Below are 15,981 nucleotides of genomic sequence, written 5' to 3'. Positions count from 1 at the left end.
CCTTTGTTTGACCAGTTGGTGCTGCCTGTATGCACTGGATTCTTATGTGGGAGTATTTATATGCTCTTGTCTTGTTCGGAAATATTTAGGGGGTTAATTCTTTATTGGGTTGCTTGTAGGAGTTAGGATTTTGTCTTTTTGAGGAGAATATTTCTGAGAGCTTTCTTTCCAATGTTATGTGGCATATATACCCCATGAATATGGATGTGGATATCATGATTAAAATAGAAAGGGTGGGGCTGATCTCTAGGTTGAATTTTCTTATTATAATTCCAGTCGCGGCTATAACGAAAGGATGTGAAAGGTAAATCGAGTAAGAGGCATTGCCGATTTCTTTTGATGCTTTTAATATTTTGCTTCTTTCAAGGCGATTGAATATTCGCTCATTGCATACGACTCCAGAAAATATTAATGCTAAAGGAATACCATAGAAAAAGCTTCTATTGGCTCCGTCTACTTTTGTGCTATTAAATATTAGGAAGAGAAGTCCAGAAGCTAGAAGTGCTAGGTTTATTATATTTGATTTTGGTGCGTGCGTTATGTATAGATAAGCCAGAATTCCCATCAGGAACTCAAGTAGTATTGGGCTGGTGGCGAAGGCGATTGTTGGGTTTTGGGGGAGTGTTGTTAACCCAAATATTACGAGAAGTGTAATCGATATTGAAACCAGTAGGAGTCGGAATTTATAGTTTGCCCATAGTGCTGTTGCGAAAATTATGTAAAACAAAAACTCATAACTTAGTGTCCATCCGTTTTGGATTAGAAATTTTTCGCCGTTTGGTATGAGCGTGAAAGAATTTAGGATTGAGGTTGTCCCGCCACTACTGTTTACAATTTCAGGCTTGATTGTGAATATTGTAAGGGCGACTAGTGAGAGGCTCCAGTAGAGCGGAATGATACGGCGGATTCGAGCGAGGAAAAAATCCCGTGGGTATGTTTCTCTAGCCGTTGTGATATGGCACATAATAAAGCCGGAGATAATAAAAAATAGATCAACGCCGGATATGCCCAAGTCCCAGGATGTGTCAGTTCCAGATATTTGGCCTTGCTTGTGAATGGCGTGATGTATTAGTACTAGTAAGGCGGCGATGCCTCTAAGATGTTGAATTGACGAGAGCACTATTCTTCCTTTGGTCTAAGATGAGGGCTTTAAAAACTCTCGAATTTAAATTTTGTGATCTGAGTGGATTTTGACCTTTACTCAGTGATCTTGCTGAAGCTGCCGTCGAACATATCGACGTTGCGCCCGTCGGTGAGGGTATACAGCGAGTAGCTGCGGCCCAGGCGGGCGCCACCGTCACGGGTCAGCGGGGCCCAGGCCAGGTTGGCGCGGCGCATGGTCGAGCTGCTCATGATCTCGTCGAAGGGGATGGACACGTAGATGCCCTTGTCGAAGCTACCTTCGCCGTACTCTTCCTTGGAGGCGGTGGTGAGCGTCACCCAGCCGCCGAAGCGCACGCCGTTGCTGAACTCGCGCGACAGGTCGATGGTGGTGCCCCAGTCGCGGGCCAGGTAGCGGCCCACGCTGACCGCGGCCAGCACGTCCTGGAAGTCGGTCTTCAGGTAGCCGGTGACGTGGCCGGTGAGCACCTTGTAGTCGCGCAGGCCGAAGTCCTGCTCGAAATCGCGCTGGCGCACATAGTTGAGGTCGCCACCGATGGCCCAGCGTTCGCCCAGCGGGCGATACAGCAGCTCGCCACCGACGCCGGCGAACATCGACTCCAGGTAGCCGCCGTAGACCATGCCGTACATGTCCTCGTCCAGACGCTTGACCTTGTTCAACTGGAAGGTCGGCATGGTCACGTCCGAGGTGGTCCAGTACTCGCGCAGGTAGGTGCGCACGCGCGGCAGGTTGGATGGCGCGTCGTACTTGAACTTGTCGAAGTTGTTCAGCAGGTTGGCGCTGAGCGAGCCGCTCCACCAGGTGTCCGGGGTGAAGCGGTACTCGCCGTTCAGGTCCGCGGTGAACTGGTAGAGCAGGAAGCCGTCGGGGCCGCCGACGTTCTGCTTGTAGCCCAGGCCGAGGCCGTAGCTGAACGGATCCGGGTTCTGTGTGTAAAGCACCTTCTCCTGGTGCGGCAGCGGCCAGTTGCTTTCGGTGCCACGGCGCAGGTCGTCCAGCGGGCGGTCGTTGTTCACCACCTCGCGGAAGGTCTCACGCGGCACGCTGGTCTCGGTGACCGGCATGTCGTAGCGCTTGTCCACCACGGTGAAGTACTTGATGTCGTCATCCACGCTGTTGTCGAGGATGCGCGCCGCGCGCCCCACCGCCTTGGGCGGGTAGAGGTAGCGGGTCTGCTCGCCGTAGACGACGATTTCCTTGTCGCGCTGGGTGATGCGCTCGACCTTGTAGCCGGCGTTGTTCTGCAGGCGCCTGGATACGTTCGCCCAGTCGACCTGGTCCGGATGCAGGTCCGGCGCCTTGGCCGGCAGCGGTTCGGCCGGTGGGTCGAAGGTCTTGGCCGGCGCCGAGCGGGAAGCGAAGTTGGTGTGCAGGGTGATGCCGAACATGGCGGTGTTGCCACGTTCCCAGCCGGCGGTCAGGTCTACCGAGTCGCTGGCTTTGAAGACGAAGCCGAGGTTGATCGGGGAGCTTTGGTCCTGGTTGTTGTCCTGGGGCTCGCTCTTGTAGTCGTTGCCGTCGTATTCCAGTTTCACCGACAGGCGATCCCAGGGTGTTTGCCAGAGCACGCCACCGAACAGCGACGGCGAGCCGCGGAAGTAGGAGCTGGTACTGAAGTCACCGGTGCCGGTGGCCTCCGGGCGGGTGTCGTACTTGTCGTCGATCCAGCCCAGCGGGTTGTCGAAGTCGCCCCGGTTGCCCAGGTAGCCCCAGGCAACACCCAGGCTCAGGTCGAAGTTGCCGAAGCGTTTGTTGCCAACGAAGTATTCGCTGGAGAACAGGCCGGTACCACCGATGTCCTGGGCGCCCAGGGCCACTTCCGGCAGCCAGCGGCTTTCCTGGAGCAGGCGGAGCTTGGCGTCGACCGCCTTGTCCTTGTAGCTCTGGTCGCCGCTGAGGCTTTCCGGGCCATAGTTACGGTTGCTGATGGAGGTATAGCGGAACGAGGTTTCCAGCCAGTCGAAAGGCTGCAGAGAGAAGCTGTAGCGCGAATACGGATCGACACGGTTGGCCGTAATGGCAACCTCGCCGGCTGTAGCCATGCGCGCAGTCGGTGTTTGCAACAAGCCCATCACGCCGAAGTCGTTGCGGCTGTGGTAAGGCTCCGCGTGGGCCATGGTCCATGGCAGCAGCAGGCAGAGGGAATAGCGGAGCTTCATTGCGCCACCTCAGACAACGGTTGGGTGGCGATGAACCTGGCCATTTCTTCATTCAACTGCGGGACGGGGCTATCCGGCCCGGCCGCCTTGATCGGTACCAGGATGGTCGCACCCGGCGCAGCGGGCTGGCCTTCCTGGAGGTTCCACAGGGCGATGCCGAGGCGAGTGACCTGGCCGTCCGGCTGGATCAGATAGACATAGTCGGGATCGGCTTCCGGCAGCGACGGGCACGCAGCGGAATAGTCGCGTGCCTGCTGCATCGGCACGTGGGTGAAGTAGCAGTCGGCCGCCACGGCACCCAGCACACGTACTGCACTCGGCCGGGCCGGGAAAATGAAAATGTCGCCAGGAAACACCAGGCTGTTCTGCGCCGGGGTGACTTCAACCTCGACAGGGTCCAGCAGGTGCAGGCGTCGACCGCTGACCGGCAGGCTGGCCATCTGCTCATAGAGGCGCTTGGCGAGGGTGGAAAGCGCAGACTGATCGTCCAGCAGGGCTTTCTGCTGCAGCATGGACAGATCGAACAGGATGCCGGCCTTCAGGCGCTTCTGCTCCGGCACAAGCTTCGATTGCAGCCACGCGGCGCCCAGCCAATAACCTTCGGCATTGACCTGGGCGGTACGGAAGACGTCGCCAAGGCGAGTAGTCGCGGTAATGGCCACGGGACCGGGCTTGGCAGCGTCGCCGCGAACTTCGACGGAATCGCCGGCCATGGCCGGGCCGGCCAGTAGCAGTGCGACCAGGGCGAGAAGGCGAATGCTCATTTGCCTGCCCCCCGATATGGACGCAACTGGGTGATCGCAACCTGCAGGTCGGGCGTGACCTGTTGCAGGCTCTGCATCACGAAGCCGTCCTTGGGGTCCACCCAGTATTTATTCGTGGCGCTGAGGCCTAGAAGAGGAGCGCGGATGTCTTCATCGACGCGCAGCAGGTCGTAGTCGCGCTCGAGGATGCTCACGCGCTCCAGGCCGACCTTGTGGAAACTGCTCTGTACGGGAATCCCAAGGCGATAACCGCTCGCCAGGTCGATCCAGCGCTCGCTGCGCTGCCCATCGGCCAGCTTGTGCAGGCCGGTGTGGAACGGCGAGTCGGCACCCAGGCGCGTGCCAGCGAGGTTGTCGCCGAAGCCCGTGGTGCGGACCACCAGGCCATCCCGCATCATCAGCACCTGGTGGGTAGAAGCGAGCCAGAACTGCAGGTCGCCCTGCTGGCGTACCAGCGCCATTACGGCTTCGCCGCCCTGGGTTTGCAGCTTGATCTGGTAATAGGGCACCGCATCCACCTGGGCCTGGGTCAGCTCAAGCGGCTTCGGGCCCTGGGTGGCGGCGCGCAGGGTATCCCACGACGCCTGCATCAGAGGGTTGCAGGCGGATAGCGACAAGGCCGCCCCGGCCAGGGCGGCGAATTGGAGGAGTTTCACGGTCGACCTGAGCCTACGTTAGTTGTCGTTCAGGTCGTTCTTGATGTTGGCCCCAGTTCCCAGGATTCCTGCTGAAGGAACCAACTGGCTGATGAAGCGGTTCCAGCGGGTAATGCCAGCTGGGCCGACATAGACCACATCCTGAGGTTCAAGGTTAAAACGCTGGGCTAGGATGAAGGCTGTAGGAGACTGAGCATCCAGTTGGAAAACTTTGGCCGGCTCGCGCTCCAGATCCTCGACGCCACGGATTACATAGACCGACTTGCCATTGGCTGTAGTCTGGTTCAAACCACCCACGCTACCCAACGCATCTGCCAGATTGAGTTGTTTGGTCTTGTAGTTGATAGCCATCGGTCTAGTGACCTCACCCATCAAGTAGACCTTTCGACGGTCGTTGTAGGGGAGGTAAATCTGATCGCCGCTTTTCAGATAAACGCTATACAACTCGCTCTGCTGGTCACCTGCCAGATCCAGGTTCAATGGGTATTCCCTACCGTCTCGCTTGAGTCTCAGACCGGCAAGATCGGCAGTTTCTGCATTTACTCCGGCATTACCGATGGCTTCCATCAGGCTGAGCGGGGTGGTGGTAATGGATTGAGGGCCTGATTTTTCGAAGGCGCCGGTCAGCACGACCTTCTGGCTGGCAAAGCGCATGATGGCTAAGTCGACCTGAGGGCTTTCCACATATTGCGACAAACGGCTGGCTATTTCTGTGCGTACTTCTTCGATAGTTCTGCCAGCAACCTGCACCGTCCCGATATAGGGGTAGAACAAGGTTCCATCGGGACGTACCAGGCGGCCGTTCGCGTCGATCTGCTGCTGGGAGCCGGACGGAGTAGTGAGTTCAGGATGGTCCCAAACGGTAATGTACAGCACATCACTAGGACCAATGCGATAGTCCTGAGGATGATAGGCCAACAACTCTGCTGGCACTTTGCTCCCTGTTTCCGTCGCAGCGTTCACGGCCAACAGTTTTGGGGTGATCTGCACCAGCTCAACGCGGCTGCTCTCGGCGGAGTCATCGCGAACGATGCGGCTGGTATCCATATTCTGGCCAGGGGCGAACATGCAGCCCTGGAGCGAAAGAGCGGCGACAACGGCAACGGATAAAGAGCGAATCATGGGAAGGAACTACGCAGCAAACCGATACGGCAACGCCCGGAAGACCGGGGGCCGTGAACGGAGTTGATAGGAAACGGAATGAGATGAACTCTGCCGCCGTGATGACGCGGCGGCAGGGTTCAGCGGCTACAGACTGGTATCAGTGAGTGCCGGTGGTACCAGTGGTACCGGTGGTACCGGTAGTACCCGGAGTGCCGTCATGGCCACCGCCGCCACCGCTATTGGAAGCGGCAACGCCGGCTGCCACTACGGCAGCACCGATACCGATGGCGCCACCTACGGTGACACCACCGGCAACCGGGGTGGACAGGGTCAGCGGCTCGGAAGAAGACGGCGCGTCGGCCGGTGCTTCCGCCGCCAGCAGCGACGTGCTCAGGGTCGCCAGGGCGGCGAACGTCAGCAGTTTTTTCACGTTAAGACTCCTTGTGGGGTCGTTCCTTCAGAAAGAAGGAAGGTTAAGGCTGGCACGAGGCCAGCGCAAGCAGAAAAGCCCCGGCGCCATTGCAGACACTGAATCCAGCCAAGCCTTCGGCTTGCCAGAATCCACGGTTTGGTTAATGGCGAGCTCCGGAGTTCTTCAGCCTTCTGTTCTCTCAATAGGCGTTCTTGTGGATGAATCCCTTAAACACCGTGAGAAAAACGATTTTCAGGTCCCACCAGAGGGACCAATTGTGGATGTAGGCAAGGTCGTGTTCGACGCGCTTCTGCATCTTGTCCAGCGTGTCGGTCTCGCCGCGCCAGCCATTGACCTGGGCCCAACCTGTAATACCGGGCTTTACCTTGTGGCGAAGCATGTAGCTGTTGATTTGTCCACGGTATTGTTCATTGTGTGCAACCGCATGGGGACGAGGACCGACGATGGACATGTCACCCAGCAACACGTTGATGAATTGAGGAAGTTCATCCAGAGAGGTACGCCTCAGGAATGCGCCAACCGCAGTGATTCGATTATCCCCTCGTGTCGCCTGGACGACATCGGTCCCGTTTTCCATTACTCGCATACTGCGAAATTTCCAGACCTCGATCGGGCGGCCATCGATGCCGTAGCGTTTTTGTCGGAAAAACACGGGGCCTGGTGAGGAGAATTTTACAGTAATCGAAATGGCCAGCATTGGCACAGCTATAAGACAGAGAATTAGAGATGATAGAAGAATGTCTTCCAAACGTTTAATTATTGTGTTGGCTCCCGTCATTGGACTATCAAAAATACTGATGGTAGGTACACCATTGATATTCTGGCTACGGGAGTGAAGGAGTTCGAAGACAAATACGTCAGGTACTATGTAAACTGATACGGTAGTATCGCTTAGTTGTGCAACCAACCATTTAATACGTGCTTCGCTGCGCATAGGCAGGGTGATGTAGACACGATCAATTTGGCCTGCGCGTGCCTGTTCTACTAGTTGTTCAAGGTCTCCCGATATGGGTAAGCGTATTTTGCTATTAGCCAGACGGATTGGATCACGTTGCTTGTCATCGAAGAAACCGAGTAGATCCAGCCCCATCCAGGGGGCACTAGCTATATTTACTGCCAGTCGCTGGCCAAGAGCCCCGGCCCCCGCGATCGCTACAGAGCGGGTGTTGAAGCCGCGACGACGAAGGGCATTCAGCAGATTTCGAAGTAGAATTCGATAGCCGCAAAGACTAATAGTGCTCAGGGAAAACCATTGTAATAGGGCTGAATCTTTCAGTAGAGGTATATCTAGCACGAAGTATTCGAAAATGAATACCCCCATAAAGCTAATTGCCCAAACCCCTCCTACTTTTCGTAGTTCTTCACGTACTCGCTCACCTCGCCAAGATGTATACAGTTGGCTGAAGTCACTAAGCAAGTAGAAAATGACCAGAGCCAATAGTGTCGCAATAGTTTGGGAGCTATCAAGTGGAATACCATTGAAGTATATAACTACTCCCATGGAGGCACTGATCACCAACAGATCCAGAATTTTCTGCAGAACAGAAATACTGGCCTGATGTGGGCGGAGGATTCCGCGGTCTTTGTTCATTGCGGCACTCCTTGATATTTATAAATTGCGGACATGCTCTGAGTTTCTAATTAGATCAATTCACTGGACTTTATATCGAGTGAACAGGAAGCAGCTTTAGGTCATCTGAATACTAGGTTCTGATGACTAGCCTGATACCTTAAATAAGAATGGTAATAGGGATAATTGATGCTTCTCGGCGGAAAGCTAGAAAATTTCCTATAGAGCAAGAGCTGCTGCGCATTGGCAATTTTTCTTTTGTCTATTTTTTATAGCCGTTCGGGTTTTTTGATTGCCAGCGCCAAGTATCGGACATCATCGAGTCAAGTCCACGCTTGGCACGCCAACCAAGATCTTGAGCGGCTTTGGTGGGGTCAGCCCAGCACTCTGCAATATCTCCAGAGCGACGAGGGACTATTCGGTAGGATATTTTCACTTGGCTGGCTTTTTCAAAGGCTTTTATCATTTCTAGCACACTATATCCAGTCCCTGTCCCCAAGTTCCATGTATGTACTCCCGGGAGAGTGGATATAGCTTTCAGAGCCTTCAAGTGACCGTCGGCGAGATCGACTACATGAATATAGTCTCTAACACCTGTGCCATCCTTGGTGGAGTAATCATGACCGAATACTGAAAGCTCTTTTAGTTTGCCTATTCCAACTTGACTTATATAAGGGATCAAATTGTTAGGTATACCATTCGGATCCTCGCCAATCAGCCCACTTTCATGGGCTCCCGCTGGGTTGAAATAGCGTAGTAAAGCTATACTCCAGCGCGAGTCAGATTGTGCCAGATCACGGAGTATTTCCTCCGCCATCAGCTTGGAGCGACCATAAGGGCTAGTGGGGCTGTTGGTGGGGGTTTCTTCGCTGATAGGCATTTTTTTTGGAATGCCATAGACAGTGGCAGAGGAACTAAACACCAAATGGTATACATCAGCCTGTGCCATAGCTTGGCATAAGCTTAAAGTTCCTTGGATGTTATTGGAGTAGTATTCCAGTGGCTTCTCAACACTTTCACCAACAGCCTTGAGTCCGGCGAAGTGTAAAACCGATTCAATCTCATGTTCAATTAGGGTTTTGTACAGAAGAGACTGGTCTCGAATGTCACCTTGGATAAAAATTGGCGCTTTCCCGCAAATTACCTGGATTCGCTTTAATGATTCAGGTGAGCTATTAACTAGGCTGTCGAATACGACAACTTGGAAGCCTGCTTCAAGTAAGGCTAGCGTGGTATGAGAGCCAATATAACCAGCTCCTCCCGTTACTAGAATTTTGTTCTTCATGGAATATCTATCGAAATTGCTACTGAGTTATTTCCACTCTTCTGGGGCTTCGGCTTTCCAATCTATAAAAGCAGAACTCAAAGTGTAGCGATAGGGGTACTGATTTTTAACCAAGTAGCCTGGGTGGATATTGTTTGATCTGACCAGCTTATGTATGCGCACCGGACTGAAGGGATGCTTGATACCTAGTGGACGAGCAAAAAAATCAATAATATGCGCGACGCCAAGAAGAAGTCGATAGGGGACTGCCGGAACTTGGCGTTTGATGTTTGCAGTACTGCAAACTGCTTCGACGTATTCCTGAATCGAGGGGCCTGGATTCATGGACATATTGAAGAGCGTAAAATTACGTCCTTCTTTTTCTTGACGCTGCAAGACCCAGTGTATGGCCGAGCAGAGCTCCTTGACATAGGTCCCTGCTTTTCGAGTGTCACGGTTACCCATATAGAAAAAATAGCGACCTATGACAGCCTTTATGAGCCTTGAAACATTCCCCCCCTCTCCGGGTCCGAAGACTACTCCTGGGCGGACAATGACTAAGTGACGCTGTTCCGGACGACCCGCCAGCCAAGCCTGATGTACTTTCTCCGCGACTAATTTTGAGCCGCCGTAAGCCGTTTGAGGAACGGGGAGGGTGCCCTCGTCTTTTTGTTCCTCGCTTGGGCCATAGGGGGAAATGGAGCTAGTGAATATGATGTTGTTGCAGTTTACACGTGTTGCCCAACCGCATACGTTCTCGGCTCCGTATATATTAGTCTCGTAGTATTCGAAGTCCTCATGACCAGGTTCCCGATGAACAGCAGCAAAGTTTGCTATCAATTCGACCTTTTCAGGGGGAGTCCAGTTTATCGGCTCTCGCACATCTCCCTGTATCTCAATGAGTCGGGGGGAGTTTTCAACTAATGACTTCCGATGAGAGAAGGCTTTTTCCGAAATCGGTTGTTTATCAAATAAGTATATTTTTTCATAACTTTTGTTTTCTAGAAGATACTTGGCGTAAAATACGCCAATAAATCCAGTGCCCCCAAAAATAACAGCGCAACTCATTGGTCTATCCTACTATAAAGGATGAAGTATCTTTTCGATGTCTTCAATATAGCGCTTTGCACTAAATCTCTGCTCTATGACTTTAATCTCCTTTCTGACGACTTCTTTAGCAACTTCGAGTTCTTTGGCTAAATTCAGAATATGCTCACTGGCTTCAGACTTTGTATTAAACAGCCAACCATTCTTCTTGTGCTCAATAACATCAACGTTTCCTGCGCAATGGGAGGCTACAACAGGAAGTCCCGATACCAATGCCTCAATAATTGAAACAGGCATACCCTCCCAGCTTGCAGTTGAAAGGTAGATATCGGAGTTTGAGAGTTGACCCCAGACAACCTCTTTAGGAAGCCAGCCGAGTACTTCAACTCCTGCACTTTTGAGAAGTTCCTTGGAGTTCTCATCACCATCGCCGACCCACAAGAAATTTATTTTGGTGTCGTAAGATTTGACTGCTTTTGCTATTTCAGAGAAAAGGCCAGGATTTTTTTGAGGCCGGATCTGTCCAACGGTAATTACAGTGACTCCAGGCCTCGGTTCAATATTTTCTTTTTTAAATATCCCTTCAAGATTTACCGCATTTTCTACAAGATGGCATTTTCTAAAGGGAATGTTTTTTTCAATTTCTTTTTTTTCACTGTTTGAGCAGGCTATATATTCTGATTTCTTTATTGAGGCCAATGCTTCTAGAGTCTTGAAAGCAAAATTTTTAATATGTCCAATGTCTTTCCTCATGAAAGATATGCAGTGAGGTATGTATAAAAATCTTGATTCACCTAGCGTTCCGATGCAGGCTAAACGACCGATAAAGCCAGCAAAAGATGAATGTAAGAAAATATTATCGGGGCGGCTTTGCTTTAGCTTGTTTCGAATTTTCAATATACTAGATAATTTACTTCTCCACGTATTCATCTGGATGTTGATGAGTTGGACTTCAGATGAAAAGTAGGAGCTTATATTTTTTGGAGTTTCATTTCTCTTTGAGTAGATAACCTCTACCCTATAACCTGCAGTCGCCTGTGAGTTTGCAAGCAATGAGGCCATTGCCAACGTTCCAGTAGCTGTGGCCTCAATAATGTGGGTTATTTTTTTCGAGTTATTTTCCATTTATTATCCTAGTATTCAATCCATTGACGCCTAATTGTGAACAATTTCAGTCTGCTAGGTCTTAATGCAAGCAGACGATTTTTGCTTATTTTGGAGTGATGGAGTTAGTATTGCGTAAAGGAATACTGGAAAGAAAGGCGTTAAATGTCTTAGGTAACTTCCGTAATCAGGCTCAAATATGCTTTGTATCGCTGTAAAGGATATTATAAGTAGCGCGCTTGAGGAGCCAGATAGATTATTCTTAAAATCTAATTTGTTTAGAGCTTTTTTCCAAAGCTTGTAATAAAACATTAATATGAAGAGTGTTATGCTTAAGTAGTATGGTGTGATGAGTACAGCTAAAGGAATAGGTACTATCAGAGTTGCCCATGTAATTGAAGAATTTATCCAGCCAGAAAATATACCAGATCCGGATACCCAGGGAAGTATCATTGTCCTAGCGTTGTCAGCTTCTCGGACATCATTGATTGATGTTCTAAAGGAGTCTAGTTCGACTCCCAGCAATACCTTGAAAGCAATACTTAGTGCTAATAGAGATAGAGGTATATAGAGTAATAATAATATGGGGTGATTCCGAAAGCGTAAAAGGAAAAAAACTCCCCAGAATTCGAGGAGGAAAAGTATCCAATATAATCTAAAGTAGGCAGCATAAAGTGCTGCAACGAGTGTCCACAATACTAAGCCTCGCATACCATTTCTGGCGAGAGGAATGAAACTATACAATATTAAAAATACAATAAGGTCTTTGCTCAGCAAAGTCATATAGGTCATGCTTAAAATTCCGAAATAGATAATAAGCATGAGTGTGACGAAATCAATTGATGTTATTTTCTCATACTGAGTTGATCGGTAAATAGTGAATATTATTCCGAGGCAAGATAGGGCGATAAAAGTATTGCTTTGCGGACTCGCGCCAAGGAGTTTATAAAATGCAGCGGTGCTTGAGTAGGCTTCCCCGATATTAAATCTAGGAGCATATTGCATAAAGCTCCAAATTGCTTCTTCATCAAAAAAAAATCTTTCTGGGAAAATAGATTTTTTTGTAAAAGCAATGAGTATCAATAGTGCAGCTATAGCTATCCATATTATGGCGGAAGTACTCTTGTCCATTCGCCCTGTAAATGAAGATGATAGTTTTACTATTTTCATGTGGTTTAACCTTTTTCAGGTTAATTGCTTCGTTGGTAAGACTTGTTAAGATCTATGTTTAAGGTCGAATGATCAGAAATTTGTTTTTCAATGGGAGGTAGTTGCATATAATTTTTATAGATTTTCTTTAGGTACTCATCGTAAAGTACAGGGCCAAAGAAGCTGTTTGATGAAAAGAGGAATTCAGCTCTTCCGTTAAAGACTACAGACCTGGCTATCTCTCTTGTTCCCCAGCGACCAAGAAAATTCCCACAAAAAGATGAATTGCTTCGCTCTTTGATCTTTAGAATATAGTTGAGAATGTTAAATAAGAATTTTCGCGGTAATGGTTGGCACACAATAGATAGTGTGTCCCTGATAATTCTGTTTTTTATGGACTTGGCTCTATAGGCTCTTGTTTTATGTGTAATTAACAGTCTTACGACTCTGCTTGCATAAAAATGAATGTTTTGTAGAAGGCTATTTTTAAAGGTGTTGTCGATTGGGAATATGTCTATCCATACTCCTCTTGTAAAAGGTAGCGCAAAGTCTTCTGTCACAGTCGTTGAAGAATCATAGCACTTTGCATATGGGTAAACATATTCTGGATCATTATCAGGATGGCTTAATATGAAAGGTTTAGGAAGTTCACAGGAGACTTTTATAAACTTCTCGTAGTCTATCCTGGGTATTCCTATATCTATATCATCATCCCAAGGTATAAATCCCTGATGACGTACAGCTCCAATTAAAGTTCCACCGAGCATGAAATATTTTAATTCATGCTTTTCACAAAGTGCATGAACAGCTTTAAGAATCTCGAGAATCTTCGCCTGTATTTCTTTTTGAGTTGTTGCGCTCATGGCTTTATGTTTTTTTTACGTCAAAAATTTGGCCTGTATGTTCGCTCAGTAGAACTAGCAGTGACTTTTCTGCAACGGCTTCTGCACTTAATAGAGAGTCCATGGGTTCGAGACCAAATGCCTTTGTTCTCATTGGTGTTGCAGTGCGCTCTGGATTTATGCAATTAACTCTTATGCCATATCCATGCCACTCATCTGCAAGAGCTTGAGTTAAATTCACTACTGCTGCTTTTGATGAGCTATAGAGGCTGTAAAATGCACGACCATAAGTATAAGAGCTTGATGTAAAGTTCAGTATTTGGCCTTGGGATTCTCGGAGGTGCTCAAAGCAAGCCATGGCAACATTTATTGCCCCATTATAGTTAATTTGAATTGACTTGCTTATTTCGTTTGGAGTCATATCCAGCAGGGGTTGCTTGTGCAAAACTGCAGCGCTATTGACGACATAATCAATACGACCAAACTGGTTGCGGATATTTTGAAGGAAGCACTTGACCTGTTCGGGGATGGTTATATCAACGCCTTCTCTTGAGCTCGTTACTGCGACCTTGGCTTGATAAGCCTCTGCAAGACTGGCAATTTCTTGACCTATCCCGCTGGTCCCACCAAATACTACAAGAACTTTATCTTTTAGGCGAGAAAGTGACAGGCTTATATTTTGAGATTCTTGGCTCTCCGTTGATCTCAGTTGGCAAAGCTTATCGAGTATATGAAGATCTTCTTCATATGTGAGCTTGATATTTTGATTTTCACCTTCTACAAGGTAAATCTTTTCATTGGGGAGATATTTTAGTACTACACCACAATCATCTGTTGTGGTGAAGTTAGGGTCATTTTGGCTTATCTCATAAGCTCTTTTAATAACGGAATGGGAAAACGCTTGTGGAGTTTGTCCGTTTCTAAGGTTAGTCCGATTGGGAATGCTGGATATTGTATTGGTTACTGGATCAGCCATGATGATAGTATCTGTCGTTTTAACGACTACATCTACCGCCCCATAGCAATCTAGGGCTTGAATTACGTCATCAATAATTCGTTGGCTAATCAAAGGGCGAACGGCATCGTGGAAAACAAGCCTGACATCATGTGTCAAGCAATGATGCTCAGTTGCATGGATGGCAGATAAAGATGACTCATATCTCTCCAGGCCGCCATTCACTATAGATTTTACTTTGTCAAATCTTCCCTGGAGGACAACTTGCTCTATAGTTTCTATGCAGTCATTATTTGAGACTATGACGATTTCATGGATATTGCTATTTAAGTTAAATGCTTGAAGGGTATGTTCGATTATCGGCCTTCCTGCTAGTTTTATAAGTTGTTTGGGTTTTCGGAATCCACTGCGTGTTCCTTGGCCGCCGGCAAGTATAACTGCAATGTTCTTAATTGGCTTTTGCATGTCTTGCTTCCAGCTTGAATTGATTAAATATTCTTTTTGCGAAATATGCTCTGTAGGAGAAAGCGAATATTTCGGAGATCAGGACTGTTGTTACTATGTTTATTGCCTGAGTAAAGCCTTTGCTTGCACAAAATATTATGAGTGCTACCTGAAGGAGTCCTGCATACATTACGCTATAGTTAGCCGCTTTACTGTTGCCGAGAGCTCCTAACAGAGGATACCCCAGCATTATCGAGGGTACCGCGGCCCCAAGCGAAATCATGAATATTACTAGCACCGGATAGGCGGATGTATACGTTTCGCCAAATATAAAGCTGATCAATGGTTTTCCTAAGAGGATTCCAGTCGTTATTCCTAGAGCACCACTAAGGAGGACCAGTGTGAAAATTTTTCTATAGATCGACAGGTCGCAATGTTTTGCCATATGAGGATACAATGCTTGCGTTAGGGGGCTATAAAGGGCAAGAGCACCTCTGTAAAACTGTTCTGCCACCGAATAGTAGGCTACTTGGATTGGTGTAGATATTAGCCCCAGTACAAATATTGCGCCTGCGCCATATGTTCCTACTGCTGCGCGTGACCAGAAGTATTCGGTGGACTCCCTGAAAGTTGTGAATGCGTAATTCCAGCTTTTCCATTTCGGAGAATATCCAATTTTCTTGAGGGAATAAATGCTGATAGCAGTGGCAGCAATTTGTGATAAGCCATTGCATATAGCAAATATCCAAACATCACCTTGCTCTTTGACAAAAATTATGGTTGATGCAATTAGTAAAACCCTTGAAAAAACAGTGTACAGAGTTATAAGTTTCATTTTTTCCAAGCCTTGAAATAGCCAGGTCGGCTGGAAGGCTATTCCAAGGATGGATAGAGATATTAACCAAAAATATTCTTTGTGCTCTATGTATTTGTTTGCTGCTAGTGGGAACGAATATATAAATATGATAACGGGTATTAGCAGTATTGCCTTGCAGGTATAAACTGCACCTGCAATATAGTTAATGTCTGGTTTTGAGGTTGCCTTAGCGACCATGTATGTAGCAGATATGCTGAATCCATAGTCCGTAATTATTCCGGAAATCTGTATTATTGAAAGGCCTAGTGCAACGATCCCATATTCAGTAATTCCAAGAGTTCTAGTTAGATAGGGAGCCAAAACGAAGGGAAGCAAATAGTTTGCGATTTGTATTGCCAGTAAGGCTCCAGCATTTCCGGCGATTTTTTTTAGGTTTGACTGCATCTTCTCTGCTCTCAGCAGCGAGTGGCTGAGTTTTTGAAACGCTACCGCCCCAGGATTTTTGGTCATATTCCTGAGGACTCAAGTGGTAGGCGAGTGCTTTCTTGCT

Annotated in this window: 14 protein-coding genes; all 14 read right to left on the bottom strand. The window is 48.6% G+C overall.

All coding sequences use genetic code 11. The features are described 5' to 3' along the window. Window positions 1–85: 85 nt before the first annotated feature. Window positions 86–1,120 carry an acyltransferase family protein gene (locus PcP3B5_RS31085; protein ID WP_082816410.1) on the bottom strand — a complete coding sequence of 345 codons (1,035 nt, stop codon included), beginning with the start codon at window positions 1,118–1,120 and terminating at the stop codon, window positions 86–88. A gap of 77 nt (window positions 1,121–1,197) precedes the next feature. Then, on the bottom strand, window positions 1,198–3,282 hold the full coding sequence (locus tag PcP3B5_RS23310; RefSeq protein ID WP_061562532.1) for a YjbH domain-containing protein: 2,085 nt from the start codon (window positions 3,280–3,282) through the stop codon (window positions 1,198–1,200). Beyond that, on the bottom strand, window positions 3,279–4,046 hold the full coding sequence (locus PcP3B5_RS23305; RefSeq protein WP_061562531.1) for a capsule biosynthesis GfcC family protein: 768 nt from the start codon (window positions 4,044–4,046) through the stop codon (window positions 3,279–3,281). Before PcP3B5_RS23305 ends, PcP3B5_RS23310 begins: the two co-directional genes overlap by 4 nt. Continuing rightward, entirely contained in the window at window positions 4,043–4,702 is a 660-nt protein-coding gene (locus PcP3B5_RS23300) for a YjbF family lipoprotein (RefSeq protein ID WP_061562530.1), read from the bottom strand. The genes PcP3B5_RS23305 and PcP3B5_RS23300 overlap by 4 nt, the downstream gene beginning before the upstream one ends. 18 nt (window positions 4,703–4,720) lie before the next feature. Further along, window positions 4,721–5,824 (bottom strand): polysaccharide biosynthesis/export family protein, encoded by a 1,104-nt coding sequence (locus tag PcP3B5_RS23295; protein ID WP_061562529.1) that lies wholly within the window; start codon window positions 5,822–5,824, stop codon window positions 4,721–4,723. Between the two features lie 139 nt (window positions 5,825–5,963). Further along, window positions 5,964–6,236 carry a hypothetical protein gene (locus PcP3B5_RS31080; protein ID WP_082816409.1) on the bottom strand — a complete coding sequence of 91 codons (273 nt, stop codon included), beginning with the start codon at window positions 6,234–6,236 and terminating at the stop codon, window positions 5,964–5,966. 181 nt (window positions 6,237–6,417) lie between these two features. Then, window positions 6,418–7,830 carry an undecaprenyl-phosphate glucose phosphotransferase gene (locus tag PcP3B5_RS23290; RefSeq protein WP_061562528.1) on the bottom strand — a complete coding sequence of 471 codons (1,413 nt, stop codon included), beginning with the start codon at window positions 7,828–7,830 and terminating at the stop codon, window positions 6,418–6,420. Window positions 7,831–8,071: 241 nt separating this feature from the next. Continuing rightward, window positions 8,072–9,094, bottom strand: a complete 1,023-nt coding sequence (gene galE / locus PcP3B5_RS31075; protein ID WP_082816408.1) for a UDP-glucose 4-epimerase GalE — start codon at window positions 9,092–9,094, stop codon at window positions 8,072–8,074. 27 nt (window positions 9,095–9,121) lie between these two features. Further along, window positions 9,122–10,141, bottom strand: coding sequence for an NAD-dependent epimerase/dehydratase family protein (locus PcP3B5_RS31070; RefSeq protein WP_082816407.1), 1,020 nt, complete (start codon window positions 10,139–10,141; stop codon window positions 9,122–9,124). Between the two features lie 12 nt (window positions 10,142–10,153). Beyond that, window positions 10,154–11,245 (bottom strand): glycosyltransferase, encoded by a 1,092-nt coding sequence (locus PcP3B5_RS30415; protein WP_070065512.1) that lies wholly within the window; start codon window positions 11,243–11,245, stop codon window positions 10,154–10,156. A 54-nt stretch (window positions 11,246–11,299) separates the two neighbouring features. Continuing rightward, the gene (locus PcP3B5_RS31635) at window positions 11,300–12,394 is read right to left on the bottom strand and encodes a hypothetical protein (RefSeq protein WP_145923942.1); all 1,095 of its coding nucleotides are present in this window, start codon (window positions 12,392–12,394) and stop codon (window positions 11,300–11,302) included. Between the two features lie 20 nt (window positions 12,395–12,414). Further along, window positions 12,415–13,236, bottom strand: a complete 822-nt coding sequence (locus PcP3B5_RS31065; protein ID WP_082816406.1) for a LicD family protein — start codon at window positions 13,234–13,236, stop codon at window positions 12,415–12,417. 4 nt (window positions 13,237–13,240) lie between these two features. After that, a complete protein-coding gene (locus PcP3B5_RS23280; protein ID WP_061562526.1) occupies window positions 13,241–14,635 on the bottom strand; it encodes a bifunctional cytidylyltransferase/SDR family oxidoreductase in 1,395 nt (464 codons plus the stop codon). Next, the gene (locus PcP3B5_RS31060; RefSeq protein WP_082816405.1) at window positions 14,619–15,941 is read right to left on the bottom strand and encodes an oligosaccharide flippase family protein; all 1,323 of its coding nucleotides are present in this window, start codon (window positions 15,939–15,941) and stop codon (window positions 14,619–14,621) included. Before PcP3B5_RS31060 ends, PcP3B5_RS23280 begins: the two co-directional genes overlap by 17 nt. Between the last annotated feature and the right edge of the window lie 40 nt (window positions 15,942–15,981).

The organism is Pseudomonas citronellolis, from assembly GCF_001586155.1.
Lineage (GTDB): Bacteria > Pseudomonadota > Gammaproteobacteria > Pseudomonadales > Pseudomonadaceae > Pseudomonas > Pseudomonas citronellolis.
The sequence above is the reverse complement of the archived record's forward strand: the minus strand, read 5'-3'. Positions and strand labels throughout refer to the sequence as shown.

What these genes read in the sequence shown, in the direction of transcription:
- PcP3B5_RS23310 (WP_061562532.1), bottom strand. Translation starts at nt 3,282, where the DNA reads ATGAAGCTCCGCTATTCCCTCTGCCTGCTGCTGCCATGGACCATGGCC.
- PcP3B5_RS23305 (WP_061562531.1), bottom strand. Translation starts at nt 4,046, where the DNA reads ATGAGCATTCGCCTTCTCGCCCTGGTCGCACTGCTACTGGCCGGCCCG.
- PcP3B5_RS23295 (WP_061562529.1), bottom strand. Translation starts at nt 5,824, where the DNA reads ATGATTCGCTCTTTATCCGTTGCCGTTGTCGCCGCTCTTTCGCTCCAG.
- PcP3B5_RS23290 (WP_061562528.1), bottom strand. Translation starts at nt 7,830, where the DNA reads ATGAACAAAGACCGCGGAATCCTCCGCCCACATCAGGCCAGTATTTCT.
- galE (WP_082816408.1), bottom strand. Translation starts at nt 9,094, where the DNA reads ATGAAGAACAAAATTCTAGTAACGGGAGGAGCTGGTTATATTGGCTCT.
- PcP3B5_RS31070 (WP_082816407.1), bottom strand. Translation starts at nt 10,141, where the DNA reads ATGAGTTGCGCTGTTATTTTTGGGGGCACTGGATTTATTGGCGTATTT.
- PcP3B5_RS30415 (WP_070065512.1), bottom strand. Translation starts at nt 11,245, where the DNA reads ATGGAAAATAACTCGAAAAAAATAACCCACATTATTGAGGCCACAGCT.
- PcP3B5_RS31635 (WP_145923942.1), bottom strand. Translation starts at nt 12,394, where the DNA reads ATGAAAATAGTAAAACTATCATCTTCATTTACAGGGCGAATGGACAAG.
- PcP3B5_RS31065 (WP_082816406.1), bottom strand. Translation starts at nt 13,236, where the DNA reads ATGAGCGCAACAACTCAAAAAGAAATACAGGCGAAGATTCTCGAGATT.
- PcP3B5_RS23280 (WP_061562526.1), bottom strand. Translation starts at nt 14,635, where the DNA reads ATGCAAAAGCCAATTAAGAACATTGCAGTTATACTTGCCGGCGGCCAA.
- PcP3B5_RS31060 (WP_082816405.1), bottom strand. Translation starts at nt 15,941, where the DNA reads ATGACCAAAAATCCTGGGGCGGTAGCGTTTCAAAAACTCAGCCACTCG.